This is a genomic window from Methanothermococcus thermolithotrophicus DSM 2095, assembly GCF_000376965.1.
GTDB lineage: Archaea > AGJL01 > Methanococci > Methanococcales > Methanococcaceae > Methanothermococcus > Methanothermococcus thermolithotrophicus.
Genome location: NZ_AQXV01000040.1, coordinates 15695 through 32860, shown reverse-complemented (window position 1 = coordinate 32860; position 17166 = coordinate 15695). Strand labels below are relative to the sequence as shown.

General features: G+C 34.0%; 17 protein-coding genes, 2 tRNA genes and 1 pseudogene. 4 read left to right on the top strand and 16 right to left on the bottom strand.

The genetic code is table 11. The features are described 5' to 3' along the window. Window positions 1–293, bottom strand: a pseudogene (locus tag F555_RS0103280) (hypothetical protein); the annotation flags it as partial. Between the two features lie 133 nt (window positions 294–426). Here F555_RS0103280 and F555_RS0103275 point away from each other — a divergent pair. Further along, complete coding sequence (locus F555_RS0103275; RefSeq protein WP_018153792.1) at window positions 427–1242, top strand: 4Fe-4S binding protein; 816 nt, start codon at window positions 427–429, stop codon at window positions 1240–1242. Between the two features lie 29 nt (window positions 1243–1271). Here F555_RS0103275 and F555_RS0103270 read toward each other — a convergent pair whose 3' ends face one another. From F555_RS0103270 to F555_RS0103245, 6 genes are all read right to left on the bottom strand, one after another. Further along, window positions 1272–2354, bottom strand: coding sequence for a Coenzyme F420 hydrogenase/dehydrogenase, beta subunit C-terminal domain (locus tag F555_RS0103270; RefSeq protein ID WP_018153791.1), 1083 nt, complete (start codon window positions 2352–2354; stop codon window positions 1272–1274). Between the two features lie 447 nt (window positions 2355–2801). Then, complete coding sequence (locus F555_RS0103265; protein WP_040682776.1) at window positions 2802–3584, bottom strand: GltB/FmdC/FwdC-like GXGXG domain-containing protein; 783 nt, start codon at window positions 3582–3584, stop codon at window positions 2802–2804. 17 nt (window positions 3585–3601) lie between these two features. After that, window positions 3602–5134, bottom strand: a complete 1533-nt coding sequence (locus F555_RS0103260) for a glutamate synthase-related protein (RefSeq protein ID WP_018153789.1) — start codon at window positions 5132–5134, stop codon at window positions 3602–3604. Window positions 5135–5269: 135 nt separating this feature from the next. Next, entirely contained in the window at window positions 5270–6355 is a 1086-nt protein-coding gene (locus tag F555_RS0103255) for a class II glutamine amidotransferase (RefSeq protein WP_018153788.1), read from the bottom strand. Window positions 6356–6502: 147 nt separating this feature from the next. Beyond that, window positions 6503–7120 carry an orotate phosphoribosyltransferase-like protein gene (locus F555_RS0103250; RefSeq protein WP_018153787.1) on the bottom strand — a complete coding sequence of 206 codons (618 nt, stop codon included), beginning with the start codon at window positions 7118–7120 and terminating at the stop codon, window positions 6503–6505. 115 nt (window positions 7121–7235) lie between these two features. Further along, a complete protein-coding gene (locus F555_RS0103245; RefSeq protein ID WP_018153786.1) occupies window positions 7236–7964 on the bottom strand; it encodes a 7-carboxy-7-deazaguanine synthase QueE in 729 nt (242 codons plus the stop codon). A gap of 157 nt (window positions 7965–8121) precedes the next feature. Here F555_RS0103245 and F555_RS0103240 point away from each other — a divergent pair, with 157 nt between their 5' ends. Further along, a complete protein-coding gene (locus F555_RS0103240) occupies window positions 8122–8343 on the top strand; it encodes a TRAM domain-containing protein (protein WP_018153785.1) in 222 nt (73 codons plus the stop codon). A gap of 269 nt (window positions 8344–8612) precedes the next feature. On the opposite strand, the gene F555_RS0103235 is transcribed toward F555_RS0103240, so the two are convergent. The 3 genes from F555_RS0103235 to mfnF all read right to left on the bottom strand — a co-directional run bounded on the left by F555_RS0103235 (window position 8613) and on the right by mfnF (window position 11422). Continuing rightward, window positions 8613–8972, bottom strand: a complete 360-nt coding sequence (locus tag F555_RS0103235) for a CxxCxxCC domain-containing protein (RefSeq protein WP_018153784.1) — start codon at window positions 8970–8972, stop codon at window positions 8613–8615. Between the two features lie 109 nt (window positions 8973–9081). Further along, window positions 9082–10278 (bottom strand): argininosuccinate synthase, encoded by a 1197-nt coding sequence (locus tag F555_RS0103230; RefSeq protein ID WP_018153783.1) that lies wholly within the window; start codon window positions 10276–10278, stop codon window positions 9082–9084. 145 nt (window positions 10279–10423) lie between these two features. Next, on the bottom strand, window positions 10424–11422 hold the full coding sequence (mfnF, locus tag F555_RS0103225) for a (4-{4-[2-(gamma-L-glutamylamino)ethyl]phenoxymethyl}furan-2-yl)methanamine synthase (protein ID WP_018153782.1): 999 nt from the start codon (window positions 11420–11422) through the stop codon (window positions 10424–10426). A 226-nt stretch (window positions 11423–11648) separates the two neighbouring features. On the opposite strand from mfnF, the gene priS reads away from it, so the two are divergent. Next, window positions 11649–12725, top strand: a complete 1077-nt coding sequence (gene priS, locus F555_RS0103220) for a DNA primase catalytic subunit PriS (RefSeq protein WP_018153781.1) — start codon at window positions 11649–11651, stop codon at window positions 12723–12725. 2 nt (window positions 12726–12727) lie between these two features. Here the strand turns inward: priS and F555_RS0103215 are convergent, their stop codons facing one another. Next, window positions 12728–13390, bottom strand: a complete 663-nt coding sequence (locus F555_RS0103215; protein WP_018153780.1) for a DUF166 domain-containing protein — start codon at window positions 13388–13390, stop codon at window positions 12728–12730. A gap of 86 nt (window positions 13391–13476) precedes the next feature. Further along, window positions 13477–13552 (bottom strand) — tRNA-Gln (locus F555_RS0103210). Between the two features lie 99 nt (window positions 13553–13651). On the opposite strand from F555_RS0103210, the gene F555_RS0103205 reads away from it, so the two are divergent. Beyond that, a tRNA-Thr gene (locus F555_RS0103205) sits at window positions 13652–13725 on the top strand. 191 nt (window positions 13726–13916) lie between these two features. On the opposite strand, the gene F555_RS0103200 is transcribed toward F555_RS0103205, so the two are convergent. From F555_RS0103200 to F555_RS0103185, 4 genes are all read right to left on the bottom strand, one after another. Then, a complete protein-coding gene (locus F555_RS0103200; RefSeq protein ID WP_018153779.1) occupies window positions 13917–14870 on the bottom strand; it encodes a hypothetical protein in 954 nt (317 codons plus the stop codon). A gap of 51 nt (window positions 14871–14921) precedes the next feature. Continuing rightward, the gene (locus F555_RS0103195; protein WP_018153778.1) at window positions 14922–15242 is read right to left on the bottom strand and encodes an MGMT family protein; all 321 of its coding nucleotides are present in this window, start codon (window positions 15240–15242) and stop codon (window positions 14922–14924) included. Window positions 15243–15413: 171 nt separating this feature from the next. After that, a complete protein-coding gene (locus tag F555_RS0103190) occupies window positions 15414–16643 on the bottom strand; it encodes an ammonium transporter (protein WP_018153777.1) in 1230 nt (409 codons plus the stop codon). A gap of 22 nt (window positions 16644–16665) precedes the next feature. Then, window positions 16666–17004, bottom strand: coding sequence for a P-II family nitrogen regulator (locus tag F555_RS0103185; protein ID WP_018153776.1), 339 nt, complete (start codon window positions 17002–17004; stop codon window positions 16666–16668). Window positions 17005–17166 lie beyond the last annotated feature (162 nt).

Here is a 17166-nt window from a genome sequence, read left to right as displayed (position 1 = left end):
TTTAAGAGATACTTTAAGAATGTTGTTACAACTCCCCCGTCCTGCCCTTCTACGTCTCCTTTTCCATAGTAGTATTCTTCTTTAAATTTTTCTCTGATTTTTATTTGATATTTTCCTGATGAGACTCTTGGACAGACCTCAAAGCACATCCCATTTCCTTTTCTTAGACATTCTTCAGTTAATTTTGGCCTATCCTCAAAAGTTAATATACCATTAGGACATACTACTGTACATGTACCACATTTAGCACATATCCCATTATCCACAATATCATTCAATTTCCATTCGTACATCAATACCACCTGTGATTAATTTATTCACACATTATACTTGAGCATGATAGTATATAATACTATTTATTGTGTGCATGAGTTTTGCACACGTCCTGTAATAGAATATAAATGCAATAATTTTTAAAGTGAAAAAATGGCATGTAGGAACAATTATAAGATGGGAGTTATTCCTAAAAAAGACGGACTTATGGTAAGATTATCCCTAAAGCCAGGTTATCTAAGTTGTGAACAGCTGATTGCAATCGGAAAAATTGCTAAGAAATATGGTTTTGGAAAGGTTCATTTAACTACAAGGCAGGGTTTAGAGTTTAAAATAAAATATGAAAATCTTGAAAAAGTTGAAGAGCTCCTTGAAAAAGAAGGTATTAAAATAGGGTCCACCGGAACAAGGATTAGACAAATCGTATGCTGTATTGGATCCGAATGTTATAGCTCAATTGGTGATTCTGTAAGCCTGGCTAGAAAGCTACATGATGAATTTGAAGGTATTTGGGTCCCAAAAAAATTAAAAATAAATGTTAGCGGATGTCCAAACAACTGTACTCATCATCAATTTTGCGATATTGGGATATACTTCAGATATATATTAGAAATCAACAAAGAAAAGTGCATAGAATGTGGAAAATGTGAAAATTTTTGTGAAATAAATGCAATAGATTGGAAAAATAAAGCTATAAAAGAAAACTGTATTGGAAAGGGAGACTGTCTTAAATTATGCGATGCCATAAATGTGGTAGATAAGGCAATATCCATAAATATAGGCGGTAAAGGCGGGAAGTTTCCAAAAGCTGCTAAGCATCTAATAGATGTTAAAACAGAGGATGAAGTTTTAGAAGTTGTCGATATTTTAATTGAAATGTATTCAAAATTTGGAAAAGGGAGAATTTACGATTTTATAAAAGAACTCGGTATTGACTATGTAAAACAGAAAGTTCAGGCCCAATTATGACTGAACAAAAATAAAAGTTATAAAATATATTAAATTTCAGAACCATCTTTTCGTCTAGCCTTTTTTTCAGCTAAACTTTCAATTGGTTTTATGTCAACTCCTTCTTCAGCTTCTAAATATCCATTTATAACTGCCCTATCAAAGAGGCCTTTGCCCCACTTGTTTCTTATAAGCACTGTTGAATATCCTTCAGGAGATCCAACATTTCCAACTGATATATCAGCAGTTATACCTGTGAAATCTGTACATACATTGCATCCAGACCTTACGACATCTTCTACTTCATTTAATCGGAAGCTATGGATTGTCCCATCTAAGAGCTCGACGATTAGTTTACCTTTATCAATATCCATTTTACGTACTTCCCACGGATCTACATTTATTGATTTAAGCTTTTCAGTCATCTTAGAGTAATCGAATGTTTCAAAGCAGAAAAGACTTATTTTAAACCTTATGGCATTTCTAAATGGAATTACAAGGTCGTTATCAGATGACATCATTTGATAAACTGCGTTAATAACACAAGGTGTTCCCACAATTGCCAACTTATTCAATTTTTTATCCATTACAGCCTCTTTTAAAGCCTCCAATATAGGAGCATTCCAGTTGTATCTACTTCCTGCAGATTTTAAAACATCTTCTTTTGAAGTTGCCAAATAGGACTCAGGTTTCATTGTCCATTTATCCTCCATCATTACAAGAGCTCCGTCTATAATCCCTTCATCAAATGCATTCGCCAGAATCGCAGTAACTGCTCCACCGCTTTGGACTCCCTTTGTATTAAGCTTGGACTTGGCCTTTACTGCCTTTATTATATTGTCCAGCCCATTTTCAATTTGAGACAATTTTCCTTCAGAGGTTCTTGGACATGCATCATAACAGGCCCCACATGGGACATCATAAAGGGTAACTTTACAGAATTCCGCAGATATCGGGTGTTCTCCATTTTGGGTAGGAGCAATTATACATGCACACTCATCACATACAAATTTTACAGGGCTTTGTTCTTTGAAATAAATATTTTCTGTAGGACAGACTGCAACACAAGCTCCGCATCCAGAACAGATGTTCTTATCCCAAACTTCTTCCTTTAAATTCAAGTATGACTTCATAATTCCACCTTCTATTCATTTAAAAAAGATAATTAAATCCAGCACCTTTATTTCCAACCCCTTTAAAAATCGAGACAAATCTTCAATTTATCGTCGAAGCGAATCCAAAGGATTCGCTGACTTACGATCCACCGCAACATAGTTGCGGGGAAATTGAATAATCTACGATTATTCAACTAAACCTGAAAGGTTTTCGTTAAGTCGAAGCAAATCGAAGATTTGCTGACTCACAAAAATTCTTCGAATTTTTGTAGAGACTCACGAAAACCTTTGGTTTCGTCGAGAGGTGTTGGATTAAATGAAAACCCAGTGGTTTTCATAGAGCTCATCTCGCTTCGCTCAATGATCCCCAATAGAATACTTCTTAACTTCATGAAGAGATATATTTGGCATCCAGCCTTTTAAAAAGGCTTGGGTTGGATCCAAAGGCATACTTACTTACCTTATTTACCTTAAATCAGGAGTATATAATTTTCCAAATGGTCTCTTTGATATTGGAGCTATTTTTGTATAGTCTGAATTAATTAACTTTTCCTTAATTTCATCACTTAATCCAAACTCCTTACAGAATTCCTCAATATGTGGTCTTATTTTATCCCTATCTTCTTCTGTAAATTCCTTAATATCTGCTGCCACTCCAAGCTGGGATTTTTCAACTTCTCCCCTTATATAGATGGCTCCACCATGAATTCCGGTACCAATCATTCTTCCTGGAATTTTACCTAAATCATTTCCTTCATTATCAATATTCAAAGCTATAATTATTCCTCCAGCCATGTACTCTCCTAAAAAGTCCTTAGCCTCGCCACCAATAACTAAGACTGGAAATTTATCTTTGTATTCCTTCATGTGAATACCGCTTCTATAACCTACATTATCTCTAACAAATACCTTTCCTCCTCTCATAGAGTGGCCGGTAACATCTCCACCACTACCGTGGATAACAATAACACCATCATCTAAGGTATTTCCAGGCGCATGGTCGGCATTTCCATAAACTACAATTCTTGGACCATTCATAAACATTCCTAAGTCTCCACCAGGAATTCCATGAATCTCAATTGTTAAATCCTTTCTTTGAACTCCATTACCTATAAATCTTTGTCCCAATACGTTTTTCAATACTATCTTTTCCAAATTCGGATTTTCATTCAAAATTTCATGTATTTTTTCGTTTAACTCCCTATAATCCATGTCTATGGCATCAATTATAGCTTCCCTTTTGCTCATGTTTTCACCTATGGCCATTACATCCCTGCAGGCTTTATTCCTAATGTCTTCAATTCTACCTCATTTAACCCTACGCCTCTTAATCTATCTCTATTTCCTCTTAAACTTTCAATTGAGTTTATTCCTGCAGCACCAAGTAATTCTTTAATTTCATGGGTCCATGCATGTATTAAGTTTGCCACTCTCTTGGCTGCTTCATCCACATCCAACCTACTGACCAGTTCTGGCTTTTGAGTTGCAATACCCCATGAACACTGTCCTGTGTAGCATCTTCCACATACTCTACAGCCCATTGCAACCATTACTGCAGTACCTATATAGACCGCATCTGCTCCAAGTGCTATAGATTTAAATACATCTGCAGAGTTCCTAATTCCACCACTTGCGATAATACTTATTTCATTTCTTACTCCTTCTTCCCTCAATCTATCATCAACTGCAGCAATAGCCATTTCAATTGGAATACCTACATTGTCCCTAAATACCTTAGGTGCAGCTCCGGTACCTCCTTTAAATCCATCTATAACAACAGCATCTGCATCTGATGTTGCAATACCGTTTGCAATAGCTGCCACGTTATGAACTGCGGAAATTTTAACAAATACTGGAATCTTCCATCTTGTAGCTTCTTTTAAACTTCTGACTAATTGGGCAAGATCTTCAATTGAATATATATCGTGATGAGGTGCTGGAGAAATCGCGTCAGAGCCTTCTGGAATCATCCTTGTCATTGAAACTTCTGCTGAAACCTTTTCCCCTGGCAAGTGTCCACCGATACCTGGCTTTGCACCTTGACCTATTTTAATTTCAATCGCAGCTCCTTTTGACAGATACTCCTCATTTACTCCAAACCTACCACTTGCAACCTGGGTAATTACACTATCTGCATATGGGTAGAGATCTCTATGCAATCCTCCTTCACCAGTACCCATAAAGGTTCCACATTCTTTAACAGCTCTAGCCATGGCCTTATGTGAGTTTAAGGATAACGCACCGTATGACATGTGTGCAATCATAATTGGAGTCTTTAACTTTAAATTTGGTGATATTTTTGTTTTTAATTTGGCCTTTTTAACTTTTTTACCATCTATTTCCTCTTCTACAAAATCAAAATCCAATTTTTTAGGTTTTTTACCTATGTATGTTCTTAGTTCCATAGGTTCCCTTAATGGGTCAATTGAAGGGTTTGTAACCTGGCAAGCATCTAAAACTATATTGTCGAAGTATATAGGGAATTCTTTGGCGTTACCCATACCACTCAATAATATACATCCGGTTCTTGCCTGGTTTATAATATCTTCTCTGGCTTCAGCGGTCCATAATGGATGGCTTCTCCAGCTAACTCTTTTTTCTTCAATAGTTATTGCATCCCTTGGACACATTGAAACACATCTTTGACAGGCACCACATCTATTTGAATAGGCTATTATCTTATTTCCCTGTCTTCTATATACTCCCCAAGAACACTCAGTTACACATCTCTCACACAACATACATCTATCAGAATCCACCACTACCTTGTACTTTGGAGGAACTGTTGAAGGTATCATATTTTCACTCCCTTAAATTTGTAAAATTGTAAATTAAAAAAGGTAAAAACCTTAAGATCTTACTGCATCATCCAGAAATGAATTATGAATTCGCTTACGAAGTAAGCGAGCAACGAAAACTTCAGTTTTCGTCTATTATTTTTCTATTCTCGCAATAACCATTCTTCCTGCATCAGGCATCCATACCCTATCCAATTCAGGGCATATCTTTCTTATGGCAGCTTCTTCACTTGAAACAAATACTAAATCATCCTTTTCAGCTGCTATAAGTGGTCTAAGTTTTATTCTATCTGTTAAACCAAGCATTGCATTACCTTGTTCAACATCTCCATTCATGAAAACCATTCCTTCATGGGTTCCCACTATAATTCCAAATGGACCGTTCATCATTGCGCTTCCGTAGGTCATTCTGATTGCTTCATGGATTTTTCTTTCTTCTTCAGGCAGGTTGTCTATTTCATCCCAGAATCTAGGAGCAAGTGCACTTACAGCATATTCAACTGGAACTTTATGTTTTCTTACCAACAAGTCAAAGAGATAAGCTACAACCTCAGTATCTGTTAACAACTTACACTTGTAGCCAAAACTTTCAACATATCTTTTATTTGTTCCGTAGCTTGTGATTTCTCCGTTATGAACAACCGACCAGTTGAGTAAGTTGAATGGGTGAGCTCCTCCCCACCATCCTCTGGTATTTGTTGGGTATCTTGCATGGGATAACCACATGTATCCTTTATATTTATCAATTTTAAAGTACTCTGCAACTTCATTAGGCCATGCTGCAGCTTTAAATACACCTAAGTTTTTACCACTTGAAAATACAAATGCTCCGTCGATTTTATCGTTGATATCCATTACTATGTCTACCATCTTGTCTTCTTCGGAGTTTCTGTATTTTTCATCAAATTCATAGAAGAATCTCCAGGAGATGTAATCTTTATTTATAATCCCCTCTTCTGTAGGGATCTCTTCATCCTTAAGTACATAACCATATAACTGAAGTGTATCCTGAACTTTTTCTCTTATTTTATCATAATCTCTTGTATTATCCAAGAAAACATGTATGGCATACTTATCAGCATATTTTGGGTAAATACCATATCCTACATATCCAGAACCTTGCCCGTTGCCCCTTTCTTTTAAACTATCTAGAGCTATGGCTATTTTCTCTCCACTTATCATTCTCTTTGTCCTACTCATAAAACCGATAATTCCGCACATGATAATCCTCCTGACGTGAGTTATTATAATATGAAAAAAGTTATTTATATAATTTATTGAATATATGCTAAAATTAAAAAATTAAGATTATTCCTTGAATTAAGGGTGATATAACGATAATCTTCATCTTAAATCCACTGTAATTAGTTATTTGTTTATTTCAACGACACCTATTCTAAATAGCGGGATTACAGGAACTCCTTCAACTTCATTTATGCCACTTTTATCAACCATTACTATAACTTTTTTTGGGTTTGCAATTCCCTTTAAATGTTTTACGGTCTCCCTTACAGTGTTACCTGAAGTTATAACATCGTCTACAATAACAACATCTTTATTTTCAATGCTCGAGAAATTTTGACCTATAAACCCGGTACTTTTCTCTTGTTCAGTGTGAATATGCTTTTTAGGCACATATATTGCAAAATATTTTCCCATCTCATCAGACATTAAAGTGGCCAGAGGAATACCTCCTGAAGAAATTCCTACTATACCGTCAAACTCAGTATCTTTTAACATATCGCACATTATTTGGGATATATTTTTTAGTCGTCTTGATGAAGCTCTGACATTGTCCCATTCAACAAATGTATCTATTTCTTTATGTTCTTCTTTGAGTTTTTCAGATTCTTTTAAAAGCTTTTCCCCATTTAGAACCAAGTAAAGAGCAGTATCTACTGAAACATTCAATTCATCCGCAATGTCTCCTGCCCTAAAACCCATATCCCTTAATTTGAGGACTTTCAATATGAGCTCTTTCTTCATACTATCACCATCTTAGCATAATAATATACATTCCTAGTATTTTTATATTTTGATAAACTATGATTAAGTCTTATTATGATTGTTTGACTAATCGATACCATATTTTGTCATACGACTATAATATCCCCATTATTTTATGGATTTGGGGTGTACACATCACATCCACATACTTTCCACAGAGAGACATTATATTAAATATTTTTTCTTGTGAAGGAACATCCTTGGCAGTCCCGTAAGGAGTTAATGGCTGAATACATAATGTTATGTCCCCTATATCAGATAAATCTTTTGCTATATCTTCAACTAGGCTTTCTGGAGTTTTTTCCATAACAACTATTTTTGCATAAACATCAGAACCCATGTTGTGGAGTTTCTCTATTGTTTTAAGCTCATTTTTATATAAATCTCTCCACTGATTTACGTCTTTACTTTTAAAATGTTCGGGGAGTTTTATATCAATCGAACCATAATCAAAAAAATTTACCTTGTCTGGATACATGCCGTTACTTTCTAAGAATGTTTTATAACCCAAATCATGTAGGAGCTCAGAGTATTCTTTTATTACATCTGAATAAAGTAAAGGTTCCCCCCCAGTGAATGACACGGCAAACAAATCAGGGGTTTTTAACCTATTTATAACATTTATTAACTCCTCATTTATGTTTGGACACTCTTCAAAATTTCCGGTTCCAGGTACATTCTCTACCTCACATATTCCCTCTACTTTTTTGGCTTCATCACAGTATACACAATCTAAAGGACAACCTTTAAACCTAACAAATATGAATCTTCTACCTATGAATTTTCCTTCACCCATGATGGATGAAAATACTTCTCTTATCATCATAATCCTCCTTTTAACATTCATTATATTAAAAACGAAACGAATATTTATACTTAGTTCTTAAAAAATGAACAATAGATATGTTTATATACTTAGAATACAACTATTTATGAGCATCAAAATATGGTGCAACTTCTCTAATACTAGGTGAATAACTATGAATACATTTGGAAGAACTGAAAGAAATACAAGAAGAAATATCCCTGTAGAACAAGGGAAAGAATACCAAGTAACTGTTGAAGATGTCGGTAGGGGGGGAGACGGAATAGCTAGACTCGATGGATTTGTTATATTCGTCCCTAACGCTACCAAGGGTGAAACAATAAACATTAAAGTTACTTCAGTAAAAGAAAAATTTGCATTTGCTGAAAGAATATAATTATTCTCTATTCTCTCATTATTTATTTTATAAATGTTCCTAAATTCTTAAGTTAACGATTTTTTTGTAAGGTCTTGAATATATAGGTATATAGTGAAATGCTATTGGCATTTTCAAAACACGTATTTGAGAGCTCCAGAAATATTAAAGGTATTAAAATTTTAATTTTATAATCGGAATCATTTCTATTGCTTTTTTATAGTGCATATACATATACACGATTTTTGTAGCTATTTTTAGTTATATGCAATTCGAAAAATAGAAAATATTTACCACATATCTAAATTTCGTACTATGTTGTAAAATTTGGGTTCCTCGTAGTTTTTAAGATTCTTAACATAAGGACAGTCCTTAGGTAGTGCACTAACCATTATGGCCTCCATGACTGTAAGACATTCGTCTTCTTTTTTAAATCTATCTTTGTATATTTTGCAAAGTTTAGTTTCCTTATCCAAATGTGTGCAGTAAATTATTTGGGGCTTTTCAGAGTCTCCGGAATTAAAAACATGAACAATACAGCATCGTCCACATCTTTCACATAATTCATCTGGAAATAATTCATTACTTATTTTAATAACCCTTTCCCGATCATATTTTAAAACCTTTTGTTTTGAATTAAAAATACCCATAATCTCCCCCCAGTAATTAAAAATTAAAAAAGAAATGACAATTGGCCCAAAAAGAAAGCATATCTACACACGTATTTTGTAAAAGAAAAAAAATTTTGTATTATCTGTATTATTTTTTGTTCTTAACCTGCTCATAAAGTGCTGCCTGTAACCCATGGAATTTAACCATTCCAACAATTTCTCTTTGATCCATTTCTTTATCTTCAAATGATACGAGCTCTTGACTGTATAGTGCATAAGGACTTTCTCTTCCTATGACTCTAATTGAACCTTTGTACAACTTCAATCTAACTTTTCCAGCTACTCTTTCCTGTGTTTTGTCTATAAAGGCATCTAAGTCTTCTCTTAATGGTTCATGCCATAATCCTTTGTAGATTAAATCCCCATACATTGCATCAACAATTTCTTTAAATTTAATTTCTTCCCTTGTAAGTACAAGTTGTTCAAGAGCTTTATGTGCAGTTATTAATAAAACAGCTCCAGGACATTCGTAGTTTTCTCTTGATTTTAATCCTAAGATTCTATCTTCGATTATATCAATTCTACCTACGCTGTTTCTTCCTGCTATTTCATTTGCCTTTTTAATCAAACTTACAGGATCTAATTTTTCCCCATTTATTGCAATTGGAACACCATTTTCAAACTCTACTTCAACAACTTCTTCTTCATCTTTTGCTTCTTTCGGACTTACGGTCCATGCAAATGCTTCTTCAGGAGTTTCTGTCATTGGATCTTCTAAAATCCCGCCTTCAATACTTCTTCCCCAAAGGTTTTCATCAATACTGAATGATTTACTCTCTGTTGGGATTGGGATTCCTTTCTTTTTTGCATATTCAATTTCTTCGTTTCTTGTTAAGTTTAAATCCCTAATTGGAGCTATTACCTTAATATCCGGGGCTTTTGCTCTCATTATTGTTTCAAACCTAAATTGATCATTACCCTTTCCAGTACATCCGTGTGCTATTGCCTCTGCATTTAGTTTTTTTGCCAACTCCACAATCTTTAATGCAATTAAAGGTCTTGCCAAACTTGTGGAAAGTGGATAACCTTCATAAAGTGCATTTGCCTTAATGGCCCTAAACACATAATCCTTTGCAAATTCTTCTTTTGCATCAATTGTGTAATGTTCTAAAACCCCAAATTTCTTAGCCTTTTCTTCTGGTTCCTTTAATTCTTCCTCTGGCTGTCCAACATCAACGCAAACTGAAACTACCTTATAATCGTACTCATCTTCTAATAACTTCAAACAACAGCTTGTATCAAGCCCACCACTGTATGCTAAAACTGCTATTTTTTCTTTTTCCATGTTTTCACCATTATGATTGGATTAATATCATAATATATGCATCAATTATATTCAAGTAAATACCCCTAACATATTATAAACTTTATTATCGTGTTGTACTAAACATTTAGTTTAAAAATGTGTTGGTTAATTATCCATTTTTTTATTATTTCCCGGAATTAAGTTCGCTCTTCAACAGCATACCAACTGCAAAGCTTGGAGTAGCTAAAGAGACATCCTCTCCATACTTTTCCTTAATTGATACTATGTTATAATCCTTTAAAGCATCTTTTAATATTTCCTCTCCAAGTCCTGTAACAACTACGGTGGCATTAGTTAAATCATATTTTTCTGCAACTTTATCGACGTTCTGTTTTATAAGATTCGTCAGTTTGTTATAAAATTGATCAGCAATTGTTAAAACTTCCTCTTCATTCATCATTTCTAAATCCCCGCATAGAACCCTGGACAGTCTAACCATACAGCTTTTTTTATCTGTTGATTTTCCATCCGGTGTATCACAGGTGTATTGTTCAGGTTTTATTTTATCTAAAACCACCGAAATGTCTGCAGTTATTGCAAAATATTCTGAAGAAACATTTGTTTCTTTTTCCCTAAATGAAACCTTATTGGATAGGAACGAAAGTGGAGTTCTTAAAGTACCAACATAAACCAGTTCGTTGTTCATAAGTCTGTCTAAATCAGTCTTAGTTGCCAGAGCTCTCCCGTCTTTAATTGGAATTATATCCGTAGTTGTTGAACCCATGTCCACAAGAATACAGTTGTTTGATATATTTTTAGAGACGAATTCAGCAGTTGCGCGCCAGTTTGAAGCTGAAACTTTTAAATAGTTTTCTCTGGATTCTTCAGTTGTTAAAAAGTTCCCATCAACATCAAAAACGTAAATATCTCCATCAAACGCATCTTCAACAGCTTTTAAAATTTCATCTACACCTTGCTTTTTGGTTTCATATGCATCTGCAAGTTCTGCAGTCATTACAAGGGCTATATCCTCACCACCTTTGCCATATGTTTTTAAAACTTCTGCTAACTTATTACTGTTTCTCCACATTGGAAAATACATGTGATGAACTTTAAAATCACCATTATCATCTATTTCAGTAATTTTTGTGTTTGCTCCTCCGATATCAATGCCTAAAATCACAGTTCCACCTTTAAACCATCATACTGCATAATTATTATCATATTATTTGCCTTTGGATTACATTGCAAAAATTTAATTATTAGTAAGAAATATATCTACTAACAACAAATAAAAAATATTTTAAATCAATAGCATAGTACGTTCTTTTTTATTTAAGAATTTACCTCCTGTTAAAAGAGATTTATTTTAATTAATTTAACAAACAACAAACCAATGTAGTGGAATTATGGTAGTTGAACACTACACAGACACAAACCCCTATGGAAACATAATAATGGATGAAATAAAAAACCTGTATAAACAATACTATATTTACTCTATTAAAAGAAAGTGGCTTGAAATCCCTGATGATATTCCCCACAAGGAAATTGGATACGGATATACAAAGAAGGTAGATAATAGAAACCTATCCTTTGAAACAGAAGTAGAATATCTTAAATGGGTTCTAAAAAATGCTCCATTTCATCTATATAAATCACTTTCATATATGGAATACCCCAATTCACCAGGGGGAGCTGCTAAAAAGAAAATATTTAGGAGAGAAGTGGCTTTTGATATAGATGTCCATAAAACTGAAGGATGCGACCATGACGATGAGTGGATATGTGAGGAATGTTTAGATGTGGCAAAAAATCAAGTCCATATACTGGCAGAAGAGTTCCTTTTTCCAGATTTTGGACTATCCGATAAAGACATAAAAATAGTATTTAGTGGAAATAGGGGATACCACATTTATATAAAACCACAGGATTTAGAATTAAGGGAAAGAATAGAAAAATGGGACAAACCCCAAAGAAGATTTTTTATAGAGTACATACTTGGCAAGAATTTAAATTTAAACTATGTAGGTAGCGGATGGAAGAGAAGATTTTTAAAACATTTTGAAAAAAATAAAATAGGTATAAGACAGTTTGAAAAAACATCAAACTGGAAGAGTATAATTGACAAAAGAAAAAATAAGGAAAAAATCCTATCCATTATCGAAGAAACGAAAAATAGGCTTGAATTAGATGAAAAAGTTATGGACGACGATATAAGACTACTGAGGGTTATAGGCTCATTGCATGGCTATACAGGATTTATAGTTAAAGAAATAAAATATAACTCCTTGGAACATTTTGATCCTCTTGATCATGCAGTATTTTCTAAATTAAATAAAAAATTCTATACTGTTAAAATAAATCAAAAAATTGATTCTTTAAGAATAAAAAATGAAATTTATGACCACCGGAGCTCCGAGATTCCTGCAAGTTTTTTGTTGTTTTTATTTGGGCATAATGTGGATTTTGAAATTGTTGAATGATTTTATTGTACTAAACCTTTCTTAACTGCGTCCACCAGAATTTTCCCTGCCTTAGTTTTTTTACACTCCTTTTCAACGAAAACCCTTAACTTTCCAGCCCTACAAAAGTGCTGAACCCTCAAACCAATATCAGTTAAGGTATTTTCATTAAATTCCTTTCCAACAAATTCCTTTAAAGTTTCAGAGGTTGAACCACAAGGGCTCTCACTTAACACTTCAATATCCTTAATTTTGTTATCTTCTAAATAAATTTTAACCTTCGGCCTTCCGAAATATTTCAAGAACTCCTTAAATTGAGGATATTTTTCAACATAATCCTTTAAAACTTCTTCATCAATCTCACACATTAAATCTGGGCAAAAAGCATTGCCAAAACTCTCCAATTGATTTTTAAACCCTTCCCCATTCCATGCTCCAACGATAACAAAGGCATTTTTATTTATTTTGCTGATTTGATATACAAGTTCATATGTCAAATCTGGATTAATGGTGTAGGTTATAAATAAATCGTATTTTTCAAGTTCTTTTAGTTGATTTTTATCGATTTCAATATCTTCGAATTCTCCAGAATATTTAATTTTAATAAAATCACAGTTGTATTTTTTACCTATGACCTCATAGGCCCTATTCCCGTATTTTCCTTCGGAAACTATTGCAATATTCACAAAACTCACCATTAATTTAATAATTAAATAATTAAACTAATTAATCATTTATTTAAATTTATGGATTAACATGCCTAAAATAAAAATGGTAGCCCGGTGCGGATTCGAACCGCAGTCCCAAGGTCCAAAGCCTCGGATGATTGGCCGCTACACCACCGGGCTTCAATCACAGGTTTTACCACACTCTAATACTACCGTTCTAATATATAAACTTTTCGCCGAAAACTATATATATCTGTTTACAAATTTAAGTATAGAAGCGCCTCGGTGGCTCAGCCTGGTAGAGCGTCTGCTTGGTAAGCAGAAGGTCGCGGGTTCAAACCCCGCCCGAGGCTTATTATTTTAGTTGTATAACTTTACAAGACGTTATAATCGAAATATAAATAATGTACTATTTTTAGTGTATTTTTTTCTAAAATGGGGCAGTTTAACCCTACAAGAGATTACTTTTTACTTCCAAAATTAATTTATCAATTCAAATATGTAATTGGGCGAAAATAGATAAGGGGGAATAAAATTCCAACATTTATTTAAACTTATAAAATTCTCCCACAAAACCAAAACTGTTTAAAAACTCTTTATCTTTACCATCCAATGGATACTTTTTAGTTGGCGGTGTTGGTGAACCTTCCCTTGCATAAATTATTCCTCCTTTCCTCCTTGCACCTAAAAACTTCCCTGCATCTCCATCAACAATTATAATTCCTTTTTTCATTTCGAATGCTGTAAAGTCTCCAGTATTTCCATTTATTACAACAGTCCCGCCGTTTAAAACTGCTCCAGTATTTTTCCCTGCGTCCCCATTTACAACAATTGTTCCTTTTTTCATCAGTATTCCTGTGCTTAAATCCGTATTTCCATTTATTTCTATTGTTGCATCTTTTTCCAACCGAGCTCCGACTGTGTCCCTGACAATTTTATCATTTAAAACTAATTTATAATCACTTTTGTTAAATTTATTTGGTTTTAAGAGCTTTTCCTGGCTATATCTTCCTTCAACAAATTCGGTAATGGATACAAATTTTTTATAGCCTTTTATATCGCTTTCAACTTCAATAACATTTCCCATTGGTTCTTTTACCTTGTTTTTCTCATTTACATAGACAGTTCCTGAAACCATGCTTATTCCAAACCTTGTATCAATATCTCCATCAACAATTACTATTCCAACATTGAGTTTTCCACCATCTCCCCCAAAATATTTTAAATCTGCCCCCATAGAGCTGCAAAATCTATGGCCAATATTTCCCTTGATATACACTATTCCTTTGTTTTTTAAATGCTCAACTAAACCTTTATAAGTTACGCCATCTACAACTTCTTGGTTGTAGTCAAAATTACTTTGCCAAACAAAATCATACGTAAAATCACATATACAGTCCAGCGGTTTATTTAGTTCCAATTTTAGAACATTATTTTCATTATTTTTTAAAAAATCATCGATAGATTTTTTCTTTGATTTAAATAATCCAAAAACCATAGTATCACCAAATATACAACTAAAAAATATATGTTTAAAAATATAAATTCATTAGGTTTTGGTTTTAGATCTATCAAATCTAAAAAAATATTTTTCAAAATTAATTATTTTTTTATCTTTAATTGGTATTCCTTCGCTCTCTAAGAGCTCTATTTTCTTTTCTATTCCTTTGGCATATCCTCCAACTTCACCATTTGATTTAACAACTCTGTGACATGGGATTTCTGGAATACTTGGATTCTTATTTAATACCATTCCAACTGCCCTATATCCTTTAGTTCCCAATATCTCCGCAATCTCTTTATATGTGGTTACATATCCTCTTGGAATCTTTTTAACGAGATTGTAGCATCTTTTACTAAAACTGGACATTATATCCCCTAAATACCTAAAAGACGATACAATATACTATAACATATATTATAAAATTAAAAACGGGTCCAATATATACCTCATAATTAAATAAATAATTCAAATGGCATAAATTTCCTTTAAATTAAAAAAATGGAAAAGAAAAAATAATTAAGTAATTATAAAGGGTATTTAAACTCTTTCTTCCTCAGGGTATGCTGAGAGTTTGTGTTCTGCCAAATCGAGCCCAATTTTCTCATCCTCTTCGGATACTCTAAGACCGCCGGTGAATATTCCTACTACCTTACCTAACACATATCCTAGACTTGTTCCGTAGACAATAACAAATACTGATGCTATTATCTGTTCCATAAGACTTACATCTCCTGTTCCACCAAACGCGGTCATTCCGAAAATACCTGCCAATATTGCACCAGTAACACCTGCGGTTCCATGGACAGGCACCACCCCACAGACATCGTCGAGTTTCATTTTTTCTAATAATCTATAAACTATAGGAACCTGAGCTCCTGCTATGATACCTATAATAAGAGCTCCTACTGGGCTAACTATATCTGTACCTGCACAGATGGCAACAAGCCCGGCAACTAAACCGTTGGCAGTAAATAATACATCTTTTTTAGACATTAACAATGCCCCAATACCTCCACCTGCCATAGCAAGTGTTGTTGTAGCACATACAAGGCCTGAAACATCCCCTAACGCCAGTGAACTACCTACGTTGAATCCGTACCATCCAATTGCTAGAGCCAATGCCCCAAATACTGCCATTGGTATGTTGTGCCCTAAAATTGGTACTGATTTACCATTCATAAATCTTCCAACCCTTGGACCCAATGCTGCAATAGCTCCTAGTGCTAAGAATCCACCAAGGGCATGAACTATTAAACTTCCAGCGTAATCATGCCATGAAACGATACCTGCACCCCATGGACCCAAGTATACGAAGAAAGGATATAATAACGCTGTTATTACAATGGATATTAACACATATGCACCGAATTTTATTCTCTCTGCAACACCTCCTGAAACTATTGTAGCTGCTGTTGCTGCGAATACCAGTCCAAAGAACCAGTTTGCTAATTCAATACCATTATCTACTAGGAACGGTGTTGCACTAAATATTTTACTCCACCAACTTATGAAATCAGCAGGATTTATTGAAACTGCTAAAACACCACCAATAAATAACCATGAAACACAGCCAATCAACCAATCAACCATGTTTTTCATCATAACATTGTTAACATTTTTCTTCCTAACCTGTCCTCCTTCGAGCATTGCAAAGCCCCATTGCATCATGAAAACGAGGACTCCCATGACAACAAGGAAGAATACATCGCCCGCAGTTACTAAACTTGTTAATGCATCTGCTATTGAATTTAATTCTGCTGCAGTCATTATTAATCACCGTTTTATTTTTTTAAATTGCCCCTCTTCCTCTTTCTTTGGTTCTTACCCTTACAACCTCTTCAACAGGTATGATAAACACTTTCCCATCCCCTTGGTTTCCAGTTTTGGCATTTTCACAGATTATGTCTATTATTTTTTCCACATCTTCTTCCTTAACTACAAGTTCAATTTTTATTTTTGGAAGTAGATCAACTGTGTATTCTCTTCCTCTGTATCTTTCTACAATTCCCCCTTGGATACCTCTTCCTTTAACTTCACTAACGGTCATTCCCACATAACCAGCATCAGTTAGGGAATTTTTAACAATATCTAATCTCTCTGGCCTTATTATGGCTTCTACTTTTTTCATGTTATCACCATCATCATAACTAGTAGAGTAGGAATAGGAATTCCTATTCCTATATATAATAGAATGTACATAACGTATATATATTTTTCGAAAATCAGAAAATCTAAGGATTTAAATTAATAAATTATAAAAATTATTAGGAATAAACTCATTAAAAACTGA